The sequence below is a fragment of the Sporosarcina luteola genome, from assembly GCF_023715245.1.
GTDB lineage: Bacteria > Bacillota > Bacilli > Bacillales_A > Planococcaceae > Sporosarcina > Sporosarcina luteola_C.
On the sequence record NZ_JAMBNV010000001.1, the window covers coordinates 2,141,798 to 2,158,220 of the forward strand.

17 protein-coding genes are annotated in these 16,423 nt (G+C 44.9%); 8 read left to right on the plus strand and 9 right to left on the minus strand.

All coding sequences use genetic code 11. The features are described from left to right. Nucleotides 1-28 precede the first annotated feature (28 nt). The 8 genes from M3152_RS10355 to argC form a co-directional block, all read right to left on the minus strand. Complete coding sequence (locus M3152_RS10355; RefSeq protein ID WP_251695038.1) at nt 29-166, minus strand: hypothetical protein; 138 nt, start codon at nt 164-166, stop codon at nt 29-31. Nucleotides 167-177: 11 nt separating this feature from the next. Continuing rightward, nucleotides 178-468 (minus strand): hypothetical protein, encoded by a 291-nt coding sequence (locus M3152_RS10360; protein WP_251695039.1) that lies wholly within the window; start codon nt 466-468, stop codon nt 178-180. A gap of 159 nt (nt 469-627) precedes the next feature. Next, complete coding sequence (locus M3152_RS10365; protein ID WP_251695040.1) at nt 628-1,590, minus strand: stalk domain-containing protein; 963 nt, start codon at nt 1,588-1,590, stop codon at nt 628-630. 69 nt (nt 1,591-1,659) lie between these two features. After that, nucleotides 1,660-2,877 (minus strand): CynX/NimT family MFS transporter, encoded by a 1,218-nt coding sequence (locus tag M3152_RS10370; protein WP_251695041.1) that lies wholly within the window; start codon nt 2,875-2,877, stop codon nt 1,660-1,662. A 268-nt stretch (nt 2,878-3,145) separates the two neighbouring features. Then, nucleotides 3,146-4,291, minus strand: coding sequence for an acetylornithine transaminase (locus tag M3152_RS10375; RefSeq protein ID WP_251695042.1), 1,146 nt, complete (start codon nt 4,289-4,291; stop codon nt 3,146-3,148). After that, entirely contained in the window at nt 4,288-5,067 is a 780-nt protein-coding gene (gene argB, locus M3152_RS10380; protein ID WP_251695043.1) for an acetylglutamate kinase, read from the minus strand. The genes M3152_RS10375 and argB overlap by 4 nt, the downstream gene beginning before the upstream one ends. Beyond that, nucleotides 5,030-6,256 carry a bifunctional ornithine acetyltransferase/N-acetylglutamate synthase gene (gene argJ, locus M3152_RS10385; RefSeq protein WP_251695044.1) on the minus strand — a complete coding sequence of 409 codons (1,227 nt, stop codon included), beginning with the start codon at nt 6,254-6,256 and terminating at the stop codon, nt 5,030-5,032. The genes argB and argJ overlap by 38 nt, the downstream gene beginning before the upstream one ends. Nucleotides 6,257-6,271: 15 nt before the next feature. Continuing rightward, nucleotides 6,272-7,306, minus strand: coding sequence for an N-acetyl-gamma-glutamyl-phosphate reductase (gene argC / locus M3152_RS10390; RefSeq protein WP_251695045.1), 1,035 nt, complete (start codon nt 7,304-7,306; stop codon nt 6,272-6,274). 199 nt (nt 7,307-7,505) lie between these two features. Between argC and M3152_RS10395 the strand changes: the two genes are divergently transcribed. The 4 genes from M3152_RS10395 to M3152_RS10410 all read left to right on the plus strand — a co-directional run bounded on the left by M3152_RS10395 (nt 7,506) and on the right by M3152_RS10410 (nt 11,618). Further along, nucleotides 7,506-8,285, plus strand: a complete 780-nt coding sequence (locus tag M3152_RS10395) for an enoyl-ACP reductase FabI (RefSeq protein WP_251695046.1) — start codon at nt 7,506-7,508, stop codon at nt 8,283-8,285. 259 nt (nt 8,286-8,544) lie between these two features. Further along, a complete protein-coding gene (locus M3152_RS10400) occupies nt 8,545-9,354 on the plus strand; it encodes a DoxX-like family protein (protein WP_353056610.1) in 810 nt (269 codons plus the stop codon). A 100-nt stretch (nt 9,355-9,454) separates the two neighbouring features. After that, nucleotides 9,455-10,063 carry a DUF4166 domain-containing protein gene (locus M3152_RS10405; protein ID WP_251695047.1) on the plus strand — a complete coding sequence of 203 codons (609 nt, stop codon included), beginning with the start codon at nt 9,455-9,457 and terminating at the stop codon, nt 10,061-10,063. After that, the gene (locus M3152_RS10410; RefSeq protein WP_251695048.1) at nt 10,056-11,618 is read left to right on the plus strand and encodes a YndJ family protein; all 1,563 of its coding nucleotides are present in this window, start codon (nt 10,056-10,058) and stop codon (nt 11,616-11,618) included. The genes M3152_RS10405 and M3152_RS10410 overlap by 8 nt, the downstream gene beginning before the upstream one ends. A gap of 87 nt (nt 11,619-11,705) precedes the next feature. Here the strand turns inward: M3152_RS10410 and argH are convergent, their stop codons facing one another. Next, nucleotides 11,706-13,034, minus strand: coding sequence for an argininosuccinate lyase (gene argH, locus M3152_RS10415; protein WP_251695049.1), 1,329 nt, complete (start codon nt 13,032-13,034; stop codon nt 11,706-11,708). A 289-nt stretch (nt 13,035-13,323) separates the two neighbouring features. On the opposite strand from argH, the gene M3152_RS10420 reads away from it, so the two are divergent. From M3152_RS10420 to M3152_RS10435, 4 genes are read left to right on the plus strand one after another with little or no spacing between them, the layout of a single operon-like run. Next, the gene (locus M3152_RS10420) at nt 13,324-14,226 is read left to right on the plus strand and encodes a cation diffusion facilitator family transporter (RefSeq protein WP_251695050.1); all 903 of its coding nucleotides are present in this window, start codon (nt 13,324-13,326) and stop codon (nt 14,224-14,226) included. A gap of 56 nt (nt 14,227-14,282) precedes the next feature. Further along, nucleotides 14,283-14,846 (plus strand): branched-chain amino acid aminotransferase, encoded by a 564-nt coding sequence (locus M3152_RS10425; protein WP_251695051.1) that lies wholly within the window; start codon nt 14,283-14,285, stop codon nt 14,844-14,846. Continuing rightward, the gene (locus tag M3152_RS10430) at nt 14,843-15,799 is read left to right on the plus strand and encodes a TRM11 family SAM-dependent methyltransferase (RefSeq protein WP_251695052.1); all 957 of its coding nucleotides are present in this window, start codon (nt 14,843-14,845) and stop codon (nt 15,797-15,799) included. The genes M3152_RS10425 and M3152_RS10430 overlap by 4 nt, the downstream gene beginning before the upstream one ends. Before the next feature lie 36 nt (nt 15,800-15,835). Continuing rightward, on the plus strand, nt 15,836-16,402 hold the full coding sequence (locus tag M3152_RS10435) for a hypothetical protein (RefSeq protein WP_251695053.1): 567 nt from the start codon (nt 15,836-15,838) through the stop codon (nt 16,400-16,402). Nucleotides 16,403-16,423 lie beyond the last annotated feature (21 nt).

The window sequence follows — 16,423 nt, forward strand, 5'->3', positions numbered from 1 at the left end:
TATGCTGTTGATACTCGTTTTTTCACCATTAAGGTGCACCGGTGAGTTTGCTTAAATCAGCAGAACCAAAGATGACTAATAACAATAAAATAATTAGAATGACTATGTTTATGAATGAAGTCCCTGAAAAACCGGTCGTATTGTTACCTGTCGTGTTGCCGACCATTCTTATCTCTCCTATCCTCTATTCATACGACTTTGAATGCCTTCAAAAATTTCATCAATTGTAATATCTCCATTTTCACTTAAGAAATCAGCCATTTTATTACCATTTTTCGCTTCATCTTGGAAAGCACCGAGTAATGTCACCGTAACAGTTGGGCTATTACGGAAAAGTATGACAGAATCCACTCGTAGCTTTCCTAATAATAGAAGTGATGCTGCAATGATTTCTAAGTCTTTCCCTTTTAATAAATCATTTAGTGTATACGCAGGATTTTGATTTCCATTATTATTTTTTTTATACAACTCAAACACTTCCTTCTAAGTGTGAGTGACATTCCCCATCCTATTTCATTGTATGAGAAGACTGTCAAAGAAGTGTGTACACTTATAGGTCACCCTCTCGTTTGAACAAAAAACAGCCCGGAATTCTGCTATCGTAAGCAGCTCCGGGCTATATAGTAATTAATCGTTGCTAAGCAGCAATTCAAGAATGTCTTCAGACACGTATGTTTTATTGCCGCCAATCAACTCAGGCGCAATGGTGAATTGTTGGAGGCTTTTATTGTAGCCGTACATTTTCTCACCGCGAGTGATTGTAAAAGAGACATTCCCTTTTGTGAGAAGTGCTCCATTGATTTTTGACTGGGAGAGCACATAATACCCGAGCTCTTCCGCAACTTTGCGCAACGGAATCATCTTCACGCCGTCTTTCATGTAATGGTCGCTTTCAATTATGTCACTTATGGATTCTGGAATCTCCGGAGTTACAGGAGTTTCCTCTACTCCTTCACCCGTGCCCTCATCGGTCAATGGGTCAAGTGCGATAACTTTAGTAGGGGGCGTTTGTGGCGGCAAGCTTCTTGTCGTAATTGAATAAAACACGACCAATTCCTTGCCTTTCAACTCAGCCTTACTAATTTTCTTGCCCTCTTCGTTAACGATTGTCGTCTCTTCCCCAATGTTCAGCTTCAGTTCTTTATCCAAGCTGAGGAAATCTGCATCGAATTTACTGACTTTGACGCTGCCCTGTTTTTCTTCATCGATGACAAAGAAAAGTTCCGGTGTAATTTGCGCTGGATAAATCAAGATCATCGGCTTGTTTTTATCGTAATACGCTTCCACTTTCATGTCCTTTTTCAAGTCGGTCGGCTTCATGTCATTTGTCGTACCGCTATTGAATAGAAGTGTCTTGTCTTGAATGCGGAAAATCGTGATAAGACCTTGTTCATTTTCGACAGTTACCATCAGATCGTTATCCCTGTCCTCGATATTCGTAATAACCCCTATCGCTCTCACATACTCCGAAGCATCCTTCACTTCTTCTTTTTCCATTTGAATCACGTCTTCGTTTGCCTGAACTGCAAAAGGTGTCCACGCGCTTCCTGCCAATAATGCGGTTAATGCAACTGCTCCAATTTTTTTCATAATCTCTCTCTCCTTACTTCGGCTATTCAATGAATCAGACGGAGTGGATTGGTAAAAGTTACATTCATTTTAAACTGTCACCTTTTCATCTCGACCTGCTTTCAATCCAAAAATAAGGAAGAGCAATGAAGCTAGCATAAAAATCAACAACGGACTTTTCCAAGAACCCGTCGCATCATGAAGAAACCCAAATAGCACAGGTCCGATAGCTGCTAGCAGATAGCCTGATGATTGGGCCATTCCTGATAACTCAGCGGCCTCTGTATGGGTCTCCGTCCGCAGTGTGAAAAACATCATTGCGAGTCCAAAGGAAGCACCGCCGGCAATCCCGATTGCAATCATCCATAATGGAGTCCACGATAATCCCCCTGCGAGAACGCCGCCATAGCCAATCAAATATAAAGCCGCTACGCCGACTACGATCATCCGCTGATCCTTCAATTTTCCTGCGAGAATTGGAATGATGAATGTCATCGGCAACTGTGATAATTGTAAAAGGGAAAACATCCAGCCCGCTTTCTCGGCCGTCATGCCCTCAGATATGAGTATTTCAGGCAGCCATGCAGCTGTACAATAAAATAGCAATGACTGCAGCCCCATGAAAAACGTGACCGCCCAAGCAATCGGTGAGCGCCATAAGATAGGTGATTTCTCTATAGATGCTTTTTCATCTACCGTTTGCAAGGATACTCTGTTTTTCAGCTGAGGTATCCATAATAGCAACGCTAGCGCGGATAAGGCAGCCCATATCCCCAATGCACCTTGCCAACCGAATTGTGTATTGAGTACAATCGGTGCGCTGATGCCCGAAGCCGTTGTCGCTGATATGTTCATGGCGACCGAGTAGATTCCCGTCATTAACCCAATATGTAATGGAAAGCTTAATTTCAACAAGGCTGGCAACAATACATTCCCGAACGCGATAGCGACACCGATAAGGAACGTCCCAGCGACTAAAAACAATATGGATCCAGCCGAACGGATTAAGATGCCGACCGTCAATAAACATAGAGAGATGAATAGAGTCAACTCCATACCGAACCTCTTCGATAGTTTAGGAGCTATTGGCGATATGAAGGCGAACGCCAAAAGAGGGATTGTCGTCACTAAGCCCGCCAGTACATTCGACATTCCCAGCCCATCCCGTATCGGACCGATAATCGGGCCAACGGACGTCAAAGGTGAACGTAACGTTGAAGCGATAAAGATAATACCGATAATCAATAACCAAGTTTTTTTCCCGAAGCTAAGTTGCTTAGTGTAGCTTTGTGTTTCTTCGAGCTTCATCCTATCGCCTCTCTTCCGTGATAAATGCTATTTGAGCATATCATAATGGGAGATCTTTCTTAAGAGACGGTGTTAGTGGGAGGTTTGAGCGAGGTGAGTGGCGTTTTGGCGTAACCCCAACGAGTTATGCGCGAGTGTGAGACCGTTTTGGCGCAATCTTTGCGAGGTTTTCGCGAGTTGAGGTGAGTTATGCTCCTCTCAGGACTAATCACCTATTCCAAACCAGAGAAAAACGGATTTCCCCAGTCCGGGAGATCCGCTTTTTTTATCATATAGTCGATGGCACGAGTACAATGGAAGTCAAGATGTCGACTGCCTGGTCGATTTCCTCCTCAGTGACAGTCAACGGTGGCAGCAAGCGAATTACATCGGAACCGGCCTGCACGATAAGGAGCCCTGCTTCTTCCGCTTGGCGGATGTAAGGAGAAACGTCTCCCTTGCAATCGATGCCAATGAGCAATCCCTTTCCGCGGATGTCGAATTGTTCAGGCGGCAGGCTCTCTTTCAATCTCTGAATCAAAGCTTCGGATTTCTCCTGGACATCCTTCAGAAAATTTTTGTCGAAAACATGATCCACTACTGTCTGCGCAACTGCGACAGCAAGCGGGTTCCCTCCGAATGTGGTGCCATGCGTTCCAGGTCCGAACGAATCGAATAGTTCAGCTATTCCGAGCATCGCCCCAATCGGGAAGCCCCCACCCAATCCTTTGGCGAGTGTCATAATGTCGGGTTTTAAACCCGACTGCTCGTAGGCGTAGCGTGTACCAGTTCTACCGATGCCGGTTTGGACTTCATCGACAATGCATAAAATCCCCTTCGACTTGCAAATGTCAGAAATGACAGTAGCGAACTCGGGAGTTACTGCGTGGATTCCACCTTCCCCTTGGATCACTTCAAGCATGATCGCCGCTACATCATCATCGATCACCGCTTCCAGAGATGACAAGTCATTGAACGGCACCGTCTTGAACGTTTCAAGCATTGGGCCGAATCCTTGCTTGATTTTATCCTGGCCTGTCGCCGCCATCGCTCCGAATGTTCGCCCATGAAATGATTGGTCGAAGGTGATGATCGTCGATTTGCCTGTATGCTTTCTTGCGAGCTTGATGGCCGCTTCATTCGCTTCCGCTCCGCTATTGCAAAAGAAAGCATGAGAGAAGTGCGTGTCATTCATTAATGAAGCAGCGAGATTTCCCTGCTCTGGGCTTTCGAATAAATTCGATACATGCCACAGCTTTTCACTTTGAACTTGAATCGCATTGACGATTGCAGGATGTGCATGTCCTAGGCTGACAACAGCTATGCCGCTTGTGAAATCGAGATATTGCTTGCCATCTGCATCTTCAACGACTGTCCCCTCGCCTTTTACGAGATGCACCGGTCGCCGTGCATAATTTTTGAATAACGTACTCAACTGAAGACCTCCTCAAATCCGATTGTTGTGCCTGCCAAATGCTGATCTGCAATTTGGACGGATGGCACGCCGGCATCCAAGCAGTCGATTGCAGCATTCACTTTCGGGATCATCCCACCGTATATATCCCCATCCTCAATCCATTTCACGATATCACTTGACGAGACGGCAGATTGAATTTCATTTCCGATCTTTATTCCAGGTGTATCCGTCACAAACAGGAGACTCTCCGCACCAATCGCTAGCGCAATTTTGCTAGCAACTGTATCCGCGTTGATATTGAGCGGTTTACCGCATTCCGTCGCACCGATACATGAGACGACAGGAACAATTCCACTGGCTAGTAATTTTTCAAGCAGACGGTCATTCACATGTTGTATGTCACCGACGAAGCCATATCGGTCTTTATCGAGTAAAGTACACGACAATAGTTTCCCGTCGAATCCGCTCAGTCCAATTGCATCGATGCCTTCACGATTCAACTGATGGACAAGTGATGGATTCACTTCACCGATTAAGACATCCCTCACGATTGCGATGGATTGATCGCAAGTGACCCGAATGCCATTGTCAATGTTCGACGCAATCGCATTCTTCTTTAACGCTGTATTGATGGAAGGCCCGCCTCCATGGACGATGACAATTTCGTAGCCGGCACTTTTCATTTCGTGGAATTTCGTAAAAAAACCGCTTTGCAACCCTTCGAGCATACTGCCTCCGAGCTTAATGACAATCCGTTTACGATCGGTAAGAAGCATTGATTTGAACGTAGTCATATGTCAAATCGCACCCCCATGCTATTCCGTGGCCATTTCCTTTATTCAACCCGACGTAGATCTTTACTTCAGGCTGTTTCAAGTAATGTAGCAGCTGCTCTTCCGAGAAGAAAACCGGTTCGCCGTCCTTCACGACTGGCGTGTCACCAATCTTAATTGTAATTCCTAGAGGATCGACTGACGCACCGCTATACCCGACCGCTGCAATGACCCTTCCCCAGTTCGCGTCGCAACCGAACACTGCTGTTTTAACTAATGGAGACCCGACGACCGTCTTCGCAATTTTCCTCGCTTCTGCGTCTGTCAGAGCTCCTTCCACTTCCACTTCGATGAGCTTTGTCGCCCCTTCCCCATCCTTTGCAATCATTTTCGCAAGATCTTGTGCGACTGCATGTAAGGTTTTGATGAAGGAGTCCCAGTCAGGATGGGCAGGAGATAATGGTTGATTGTCCGCCATGCCGTTCGCAAGTACGAGGACCATATCGTTCGTGGACGTATCCCCATCGACGGTAATCGAATTGAATGTCACATCAGTTACAGACTTCAACGCTCCCTGTAAATGGACAGAGTCAATTTTCGCATCGGTCGTTATGAAGCCGAGCATCGTTGCCATATTTGGTTCAATCATTCCTGAACCTTTCGCTGTTCCCGCGATGATGACTTCTTTGCCATCCACTTCTGTTCGGTAAGCAGTGTTCTTCGTGACCGTATCTGTCGTCAAGATTGCTTGAGAAAACTGAATGGACCCTTCAAGCGTGTTTGTCGGCTTCAGCTGTTCGATCCCTTTCAACAAAGGTTCCATATTCAATTTCTCACCGATAACACCTGTCGAGGCGACTCCAACCAAGTTCGGTGCGATGCCGAATTGCTGAGCCGTCTTCTCTTGCATCGTGAGCGCATCGATCATGCCCTGTTTCCCCGTGCATGCATTCGCATTGCCTGAATTGACGATGACCGCCTGCATCTTCCCGTTTTTGTGCACAACTTCTTTCGTCACTACAAGAGGGGCCGCCTGGATGGCGTTCGTTGTAAATACACCCGCGACACTCGCCGGAACGTCGCTTAGCAATACCGCCAAATCGTATTTCTTATGCTTCAGTCCGCAATGGATGCCGACCGCTTTGAACCCTTTAGGTGTTGCAATATTTTTGCCTGATACGGGTTTCAATTGTTGAACAGCTACCGCCATACCAATTCCTCCTCTTTAAATGAATAATGGAACTTGTGTCAATCCTGTCGTTTCATCCAAACCGAATTGCACATTCATATTCTGGACTGCCTGCCCGGCAGCCCCTTTCACCAAGTTATCGATAACGGAAACGATCGTTGCCCTATTCGTCCTAGGATCCACTTTCACGTGAATATCACAGAAGTTCGAACCGGCCACTTGCTTCGTGCAAAATTTCTTCGATTGATTCATGATCCTCACAAATGGCTTGCCCTCATAGGTGTCTTTCAAACGGTTGACAAGCTGTTCTTCCGTGACGCTCGTCTTCACGGGTGCATAGCTCGTAGCCATTATCCCCCTCGTCATCGGAACGAGATGTGTTGTGAACGTCACTGGAACTTTTTGATTACTAAACTGGGCAATCCCTTGTTCAATTTCGGGAATATGCTGGTGCTCATGTATTTTATAAATGGAAAAGTTTTCATTTGTTTCACTGAAATGCGTCATCTGCCCCGGTGTATTCCCGGCTCCTGACACGCCGCTCTTCGCATCGATGATAAGTCCCGAGGGATCTATCAGTCTCTCTTTAAGTAACGGCAGTAAAGAAAGTAGCACTGCAGTCGGATAGCAGCCCGGGTTCGCAATGAGCTGCGCGTTTTTAATTGTTTCGTAATTCCATTCCGTCAATCCGTATGCGCTTTGCTCAATCGCTTCAGCTGGTGCAGGAGTTTTCTTATACCATTGCTCATACTCCGCTGTATCTTTCAAACGGAAGTCGCCGGACAAATCTATCAGTTTAGGTCCACTGCCGATAAGCGGTGGCAGTAAATGGCTCGTCACTCCCGCCGGTGTACTCGCAAACAGGACGTCATAGCCCTTCAATTGATCACGATCGATTTTTAGAAGAGGCTGATCATACATGTTCGTGACATGTGGAAATTTGGCGGAAAACGATGTCCCTTCATCTGATGATGTGAATAAATCGATTTGTTCCACTTCCGGATGATTGTGCAGCAATCGAATCAATTCAAGCCCGCCATACCCGGTAGAACCGATGATTCCTATCTTCATGTCTCCCACCCCTTTTATCGTTAGGAATAGTATACGTATGCATAAATATAAAGTCAACTGTATTATTATAAATTTTGTATTAATTTTTCATTCCCTGCTTTATGATTGGAGTTTTGAATTAAAGGAGAATATGCTATACTATTGTTATTATCAGGTACTAATATTAGGTGATAGTTTTCTACCGATTGAGGAGGCCATTATGGAAGATTTATTGAAGCTTAAAGGAAAGAACATTGTCGTCATGGGTGTTGCAAACGAGCGAAGCATTGCGTGGGGTGTAGCGAAGTCCCTTTTTGAAGTCGGTGCGAACGTTATTTTCACGTACCGTAAAGAACGTTCCCTTGCCAAGCTCGAGAAAGCATTGGAAAGCAATGGACTGGAACCGAAGATGATCGTCCAATGTGATGTGAATGAAGATGAAAGCATTCAACATGCATTTACATTGATCGGTGAAACTCTCGGAACAATCCACGGAGTTGTCCACTCGATCGCATTTGCGCATGCAGAAGATTTACGCAATGATTTTGTCGAAACATCAAGGAGCGGCTATGCATTCGCACAAGATTCAAGCGCTTATTCATTGGTGGCGACAGCTAGGGAAGCGCGCCGCTATATGACAGAAGGCGGCTCAATCATCACAATGAGCTATTTAGGTGCAGAACGGGTCCTTGACGGATATAATGTCATGGGTGTAGCAAAAGCGGCGCTTGAAGCATCTGTCAAATATTTGGCAAATGATTTGGGGAAAGAAGCGATCCGCGTCAATGCGATATCAGCAGGCGCAGTCCGTACCCTTTCCGCGAAAGGCGTTCCTTCCTTCAACACGATTTTGGGGCAAATCGAAGAAAAAGCTCCGTTGAGACGCAATATTACTAATGAGGAAGTCGCGAAGATGTCAATTGCGATGTTAAGCGATCTTTCAAGCGGTGTAACCGGCGAAATCATTTACGTCGATGGTGGCTACAATATAATGGGATGAAAAAAAGGAGCTTAGAGGCTCCTTTTTTTCTTGCGGTTGATTCGAGATAGTTAGAACCCGTTGAGTCATTAGTCCCGAAATGACGATAAATTCCGAAATTTGACCGATAACTGTTAGAAAATGATCGATAACTATGTTAGATTGATCGATATCTTTAGCGAAATGAACGATAAATTTGTGAAAATGACCGATAACTTTTCATACTCCAGTTCAGCAACCTATCTTTTCCAAAATCGTCATTGCTATGAGGTGAAAATGTATGAAAAAAAAGCCTATTTACGTTGAAATAGAGATTGATTCAAATATAGATAATGTATGGAATGCTTCTCAAGATCCGGACTTGCATTCGCAGTGGGATCTGAGGTTCTCCTCCATCACCTATTTGCCGAAAAAAGATGGCGAGCCGCAGAAGTTCACGTACAAACGGAGCGTCACTCCCCTATTCACCGTTGAAGGCTGGGGGAAAAGTACAGGGACATTCAATAAAGGAGATGGCACGCGGTCTTCCTCTCTTCATTTCGGAACTGATCAATGGTTTTCGCCAATTAAGGAAGGAAAAGGATACTGGAAATATGAGCTCCGGCAAGAAGGGACGAGATTTTTAACGCAATATGATTATGATCCGAATTTTGGTAAGTTCGGCAAAGCGTTTGATACATTCATCTTCCGCCCTATCATTGGATGGGGCACTGCCCTCAGTTTCGATGTGTTGAAACGATGGCTTGAGAAAGGGGAAGCTCCCCGTTCCCAATACTTCCGCTTTTTCTCGACATATGGACTTGCCATACTGTTTTCCTTCATATGGATTTATCATGGACTTATTCCAAAAATCATCGGGAACCACCCCGAGGAGAAACGGATGTTGGCGAGCGCATTACCCCTGGAGGATTCAAAACTAACTGCAATGATAATCGGCATTGGCATCGCTGAGGTGCTGTTAGGGATTCTTTGGTTCTTTTATCAGAAGAAAAAGCATTTATTCGCCATTCAGATAGCAGTCTTCCTTTACTCACCGTTGCAGCGATCATTGCGGCTCCTGACGTGGCTATGCACCCCTTTAACCCAGTGACATTCAATCTGTCATTGTTTGTTCTATCACTTATCGGTTATTGGACGAGTGAAGACGTCCCTACAGCAAAAAGTTGCAAAAGGAAAAGGTGAATGGACAAGTGTCAATTTATAGAACGGTTCTCGGAGAAAATTTCAAACGGTTGCATCCGATGCTGCAAAAACGTTATGACCTTGCAGATGGCAATGTTTTTGAAGCGACGGGAACAATGAAGGAAATTAAAGGAGGCCCTAAGTGGCTATATCCCCTTTTCAAGATTGGTGTCAACTGGAAACTGCTATTCCCGGAACGAGGAATAAACGTTCCATTTTCAATCAAGAACACAGCCTTTCTTGGCTCCAATGGCGAAAGTCAAATTCATTGGGAGCGCATCTTTCATTTCGGTACGACAAAGCGCTATTTCAATGCGTTGATGAGCTTGGATGAAAAACGCCTTGTCATAAAAGATTATCTCGGGGAGCCGCCACTAGTCTATTCCGATTTGGCTTTCGACGTTTCGGATGATGGTTCGCTGACGATCCATTCTTTGAATCAACGCCTCGTCCTCGGCAAAGTCGAGTTGCCTTTACCAAAGCTCTTGCAAGGTTTAGCGACGGTGACGGAATGTTATGATGAAGCGGCCGCGGTTTATCGTATAAACGTAAACGTACGGAATCCGCTGATCGGCCATGTCTTTTCCTATGAAGGGGAGTTTGTCCAAGATGCGTAAATTCGTGCTTATCCACTTTCTATTCTTTATGATCATAGCAGTTTTTAGTAAGGAGCCGTGGCCATTTTTATTGCTGACAATTGCGCAGATCGTTTATGTACCGATAGCACTTCGTTCAGTAATGAAGCGTGGGGATTGGTTTTCGAGGTTCTATTCTTTTTTTGCGATTCCAGCCTATATATCGATTGCTATCATCCAACTATTTTCACCTGAATGGTCCGCGATTCCTGCCATCATCTATTTGGCGTTCACAGTTATCATTGCATTGTATGGACTGACCCGGTTTTTGCGCCGCGGATTCACAAATATCGAGGAGTTTTCAATCGATCTCGGGATGATGTACATAGCACTCGGCGGTGGTTGGTATTTTGCCTATATAGCGGATATTGATACGGGCTTCACCCCATTATTAACTTGGCTGACCGGCATTCATTTCCATTACTCCGCATTTTTATTGCCTATTTTCATTGGACTTCTGGGAAGGCTGTATAAGCCGAAGTCCTTTTCGTTTTTCACAGGACTCTTATTGGCAGCACCGATGGTCGTCGCAATCGGCATTACCTTTTCAAGATGGATCGAGTTGTTTTCTGTACTCCTTTACATCGTCGGATTGGCTGGATTAATCGCAATTGCATGGCGTACGCGCTTTCCGACCCGTATGCAAAAATGGCTCATCGTCACTTCATTCACGTCGCTCGGTCTCACAATAGTCTTCTCGCTCCTTTACGTACTAGGAAATGGTTTCGGTCTCACTTCCATTACGATTGACTTCATGCTTCGCTTCCATGGCGTCTTGAATTGCATTGTCTTTGCGCTATTTGGCATTGTTGGATGGGCGTTGTCCGTTCCCTCTTCCGTTTATAAAGAACCAAATTTCCCGATTAGTAGAGTAAAAGGAAAGCAGCGTATCGCTCAGCTTGGCGAGCCGGGTAAGCATAGAGGTCTTGTTGATAACATGAATCTTTATGGAATAAACAAGGTTTCGCCTCGTATCCTGGATTTTTACGAAAACACGATCGATTACCGCCTGTTCGCCACTGTCCATTGGCATCGATGGTTCAAGCCATTTGCATTTTTTTATTCATTCATTAGCCGGAGAACGGAGCAGATCAATTTGCCGCTCCATCGGAATGAGGTTGAAATGACGGGCGATATACTTACATTACATAATGGCGTGGATGGACGGGAGGATGTCCGCGCTTGGATCCGAAAGGTGGATGAACACTATGCATTCATCGCCCTTTATTCCTCACATCAAACGAAAGAAGGACGGTATTTCATGAATATCGCATTGCCGCTCCCTTGTTCCACGATGACAGGCGTCTTGGAGTTGATCGAACATGGAGATGACTTGCAGCTGACGAGCATGAAAATTTTTCCTGATTCAGACGCGGGTATCTATTTGACAACGAAATTAGGAAAGTATTTTAGACTGCCGCTAGAGGAAAATTTCGTTGTTCGCGGAGAAGGAGACGGCTCGCTGACCGCAAGGCATGAAATGTGGATTTTTTCGATACCGTTTTTGACGATTCATTATAGAATTCAGAGCGTATGAGAAAAGCCAGAGGAAATCCCTCTGGCTTTCTGGTTTTATGAGCTCAAAAACGACTTTTATGAGCACACGGTTTCCCGGCGTATTCGCTTACTCGCCGACTTCCCTCATCAACCCCTTATTCCCCTTCGTCAAAATATTTTCGTAGTCGATATAGTCGTAAATGTCATCTTCGATTTTCTCACTGAACTTAGCAAGCTCCTGCACAGTCAAATCTTCAATCGCTTTCTTCTCCGCTTCGCAATAAATGATGATTTTACCGACGATTTCATGGGCGTCACGGAACGGTGTGCCTTTCGCTACCAAATAATCGGCGACTTCAGTTGCATTCAGGAAGCCGGCTTTGATGGCCGCTTTCATATTGTCTGCATTCACTGTCAATGTGTCGATCATCTTCGACATGATCTCCATGCAATCAAGTACAGTATCGAGCGCGTCAAAAAACTGCTCTTTATCCTCTTGCATGTCTTTGTTATACGTCAGAGGCAAACCTTTCAATGTCGTCAATAAAGCGAATAAGGAGCCGTACACTCTTCCAGTTTTGCCGCGGATGAGTTCAGCTGCGTCCGGGTTTTTCTTCTGCGGCATGATACTGCTGCCCGTCGAGTATGCATCTGCCATCGAGATAAATTTAAATTCCTGGCTGCTCCATAAAATCAGCTCTTCGCTTAAACGGCTCAAATGCATCATGATAATGGAGAAGTCGGACATGAGTTCCAGCATATAATCCCGGTCGCTCACACCGTCAAGAAAGTTATCGACCGGTTTCGAAAAGCCTAATAGTGTAGTCGTCACGTTTCTGTCGATATTATGTGTAGTACCTGCAAGCGCTCCGCATCCTAACGGGTTTTCATCCAATAAATCCAGCGCATTGCCGACACGTTTTTTATCACGCTTGAACATTTGCTCATAGGCTCCTAAATGATGGCCGAATGTGACGACTTGTGCTCGTTGCAAATGTGTATATCCTGGCATGATGACATTATTCGCTGCAGCTTTTGCATGCAAGGAATCGATCAGAGTCTGCAAGCCGTCTATGACTTCGACCGCTTTATTCTTTGCATACAGGCGCATATCGACCGCCACTTGGTCGTTCCTGCTGCGCGCGGTATGGAGCTTCTTCCCCGTTTCCCCGATTCGTTCTGTCAAATTCATCTCTACGAAAGAGTGGATATCTTCATAATCCCCTTCAATGTCGAGGTCACCGTTTTCAATATCATGCTTTATCGATTCCAATCCTTGTACGAGCAAGTCCCCTTCTTCAGGAGTCAGTAAATCGGTATGGACAAGCATCGCGACGTGTGCCAAGCTTCCTGCTATATCTTCCTTGTATAATCTATAATCAACAGGCAATGACGTGTTGAACTGCTCCATAATTTCATCAGCGCGGCTTGTAAAACGGCCTCCCCAAAGTTTCATATAGTATCAACCTCTCATATGTATTTTTATTCATTATATTGTATTATAATAAATCGATCTAGCAATTGCAATGAAATCCGATTCAAGTTGCAACCTTTGTCATTCTTTGCCGATTCCTTGCCCACACTGGTGGTTAGTGCTATGCTTTACTGACTGACGAAAAAAGAGTGATGACCATGATAAATGTATATGATGATTGCACCAATAAATTATATTTTGCCCAACCCTTGACAACAATATGTCAAGGGTTTTTGTTTCCCTAGGGAAAAAATGCTTGGAGGCCAGATTAATGTCAACTAACCAAAACCATTCCATCGCTTCAGTTTTTGCGATATGGATCAGCTTGATGAGTAATATCGTTTTAACCGTCCTGAAAATCCTCGTTGGGGTGCTGTTCAACAGTCCCGTTTTACTGGCGGATGGCTTCCATAACGCGGGAGATGTCGTCGCATCAGCTGCCGCATTGACGTCCATGCGATATTCACAACGTCCTGCTGATGACGATCATCCTTACGGTCATGGAAAAGCTGAAGTCATTGGGTCTGGCATTGTTGCGATCATTTTAGGGATTGCAGCCATATATATCGGATACGAAGCAGTCAAAGCTTTTTTTGAGGATCCGGCGAAAGCGAGTGTCATCGCCCTACTCACAGCCATCATATCCCTCATCTGGAAGCAGGCCCTCTATATCTACACGATGCGCATTGGCAAGAAAGTGAACAGTAAAGGTTTGATTGCTACGGCGTATGACCATTTGGCAGACGTCTATGCATCGCTCGCAGCTGTTGTCGGTATCGGCTTGGCATTGATCGGCGACGCTTATCATATCCCTTTCCTGTTATACGGAGACCCTTTTGCAGGGGTAATCGTCTCTGTGCTTGTCCTCAGACTTGCATATGAGATAGGGAAAGATTCAATGGACATCCTGATGGAAAAAAACGTGTCCGAAGAGCGGCTCCGGGAATTTGCCGCGTTGATTCGTACGGTCCCTGAAGTGAAAAGGATTGACAGACTACGTGCGCGCGAGCACGGGCATTATGTACTTGTCGATTTACGGATCGGCATTTCCGGAACGTTGACGATCCAGGAAGGCCATGACATTTCGAGTGAAATCCGAAATTTAATCATCAATGAACATGCAGATGTGGATGAAGTGCTCATCCATTTGAATCCTTGGTATCCGGATGAATAACCCGGCATAAGAGTTATGAAGTGATGTATACTTGTGAGTGAAAAGGAGTGTCTTCCATGTTGAAAGATAAAATCGCTAAATTAGTCTCTCAAGACGGTACTTCATTGTTCCCGATTGAAAGAGAGTACGCTGTTAAACAAGGTTTACTTACTGAAAACATTGAAGTTGAAAATAAAGAATGGAGCTTTCCAGTCATTGAGAGATGCTTGAAAGAGACAGAAGTTGTGCTCAAGGAAGAACAGGATTCCTTCATGAAAGAGCCTGTCTCTTATTTCTCCAAAAATGCCGAGGAATTCTTGTATGTTGAATCGGATGCATTCGAAACAATCGGTATCGATGGTATCGCTATTGAAATGGATGATGTCTTCAGGACGTTCACTGTCCTCTTCGGTTTGAAAGTCCAGAAAAAATGGGGTGCTTTCCTGAAGGACTATTTGGATGAAAATCTCGGTTTGAAAACTTATAGCGCAATGTTCTCAGACAAGGACGGTCTTTGGGATGTAAATATTCCTCTCGACCAACTTGACGGCTTCCAAAAGGACATGGCAATAAAAGATGCCATTGACCTCGCCTATCAGTTCCTCTTCAAATTGCTTGAAGGGATCGAGGCGGCAAATTGAAACATGCATTTGAAGTTGAAAACAAAGAATTCATCTACACATATGTAAGGCAAACTGACGAACATGATCTTTGTCGGTTGGAAATGAGGGCCTTTTTCGGTTTTGACGGGCCATCGAATCTCATCAAGAGCAGTGTAAAGATCGATCCGAGCAGGAGCCCTTTCATGAAGGAGCGACTTGAAGTACTATTCTCCGGGAACAATTTGGACGAACTAATCGAGCAGGCATCTGAATTTGTCACCCATAAATCATTCAAAGTGACTTGCCTGAACTCGATCGCCCTTGACACGACTGCAAAACTCCATCATCCGGAGCGGCGCAGCATTGAGCGGAAGATCGGTGAAGTTATCCAAGGGGAAGCGGATTTACTGGAGCCGAAGGTCAATTTCGGGATTGTCTCACTGGATGAAATTTGGCATTTCGGCATTTTAGTGGAGAGCGAGCCGATCTGGCGGTTTCATATGCAAAAGCCTCATATGTATTCCACTGCGCTGAGTACACGCGTTGCCCGGGCTGTCGCAAACATCGCCGTACCGCATCCGGAAGGGATTCGGGCAATCGATCCTTGTTGCGGAATCGGCACGGTCTTGGTAGAAGCGCGCTCCATGGGCATTGACATTGTCGGCAGAGACATCAACCCTCTCGTCTGTCTCGGCTCGAGGAAGAACCTCGCCCACTTCGGGTTGGAGGGGGAAGTTGTCATCGGCCCTATTTCCGATGTGACGGATACATATGATGCTGCGATTATTGACATGCCCTATAATCTCTTCACGCACATCACCGCTGAAGGACAACAGGAAATCTTAAAAGACGCTAGACGAATTACTTCGAGACTGGTCGTTGTCACGATTGAACCAATGGATCATATGATTACTGAAGCAGGCTTCGAAATCGTTGATCGCTGTGTTGCGAAAAAGGGGACCTTCGAGCGGCAAATTGTTGTTTGTGAATGAATGAGGAGTGTTCATGTAAACAAAGGGGTGGGATGAATGAAAAGAATTACAAGTGTCATGTTTCTTAGCTGTTTACTAATCCTGGCTGGATGCAATTCTATTTCCAAGTATGAGGATGACGACGTTGCGGCCATTGTAAGAGGGGAAGAAATTACAGTCGGTGAACTGCGCTTTTTATATGAGGATGATAAAGTTTTAGAGAATCTAGATGGGATGATAAAAGCGAAATTAGCCGTCCAAGAAGCAAAGAGATTGAATCTCGATGTGTCTGACAAACTCCAAGAAATTCAGGAAACGAAAAGTTCAGTAGTAGAGCTTTATCCACCAAAGGACGACGACAGTGAAATGGCAAAAGAAAGACGTCAATTCCCAGAATCCCAAGCTAAAAAACTGGGAATGGATCTAGATGAGTATCTCGTTAAACATTATGAAATAATGAGTGAAACAAGCGTTTATATGATTGCTTACATTGAAGAGATGCTTGGGCAGACATTTGAATCTGTTGAAGCTGATGAAGTAGAAGAATTCGACAAAAAAATAAATCAGTTGTTAGATACGTTAGTGGATGATCATAAGGATGAAATTGAGAAATTCACTAACTAGCAATAAAGGACATAACGTATT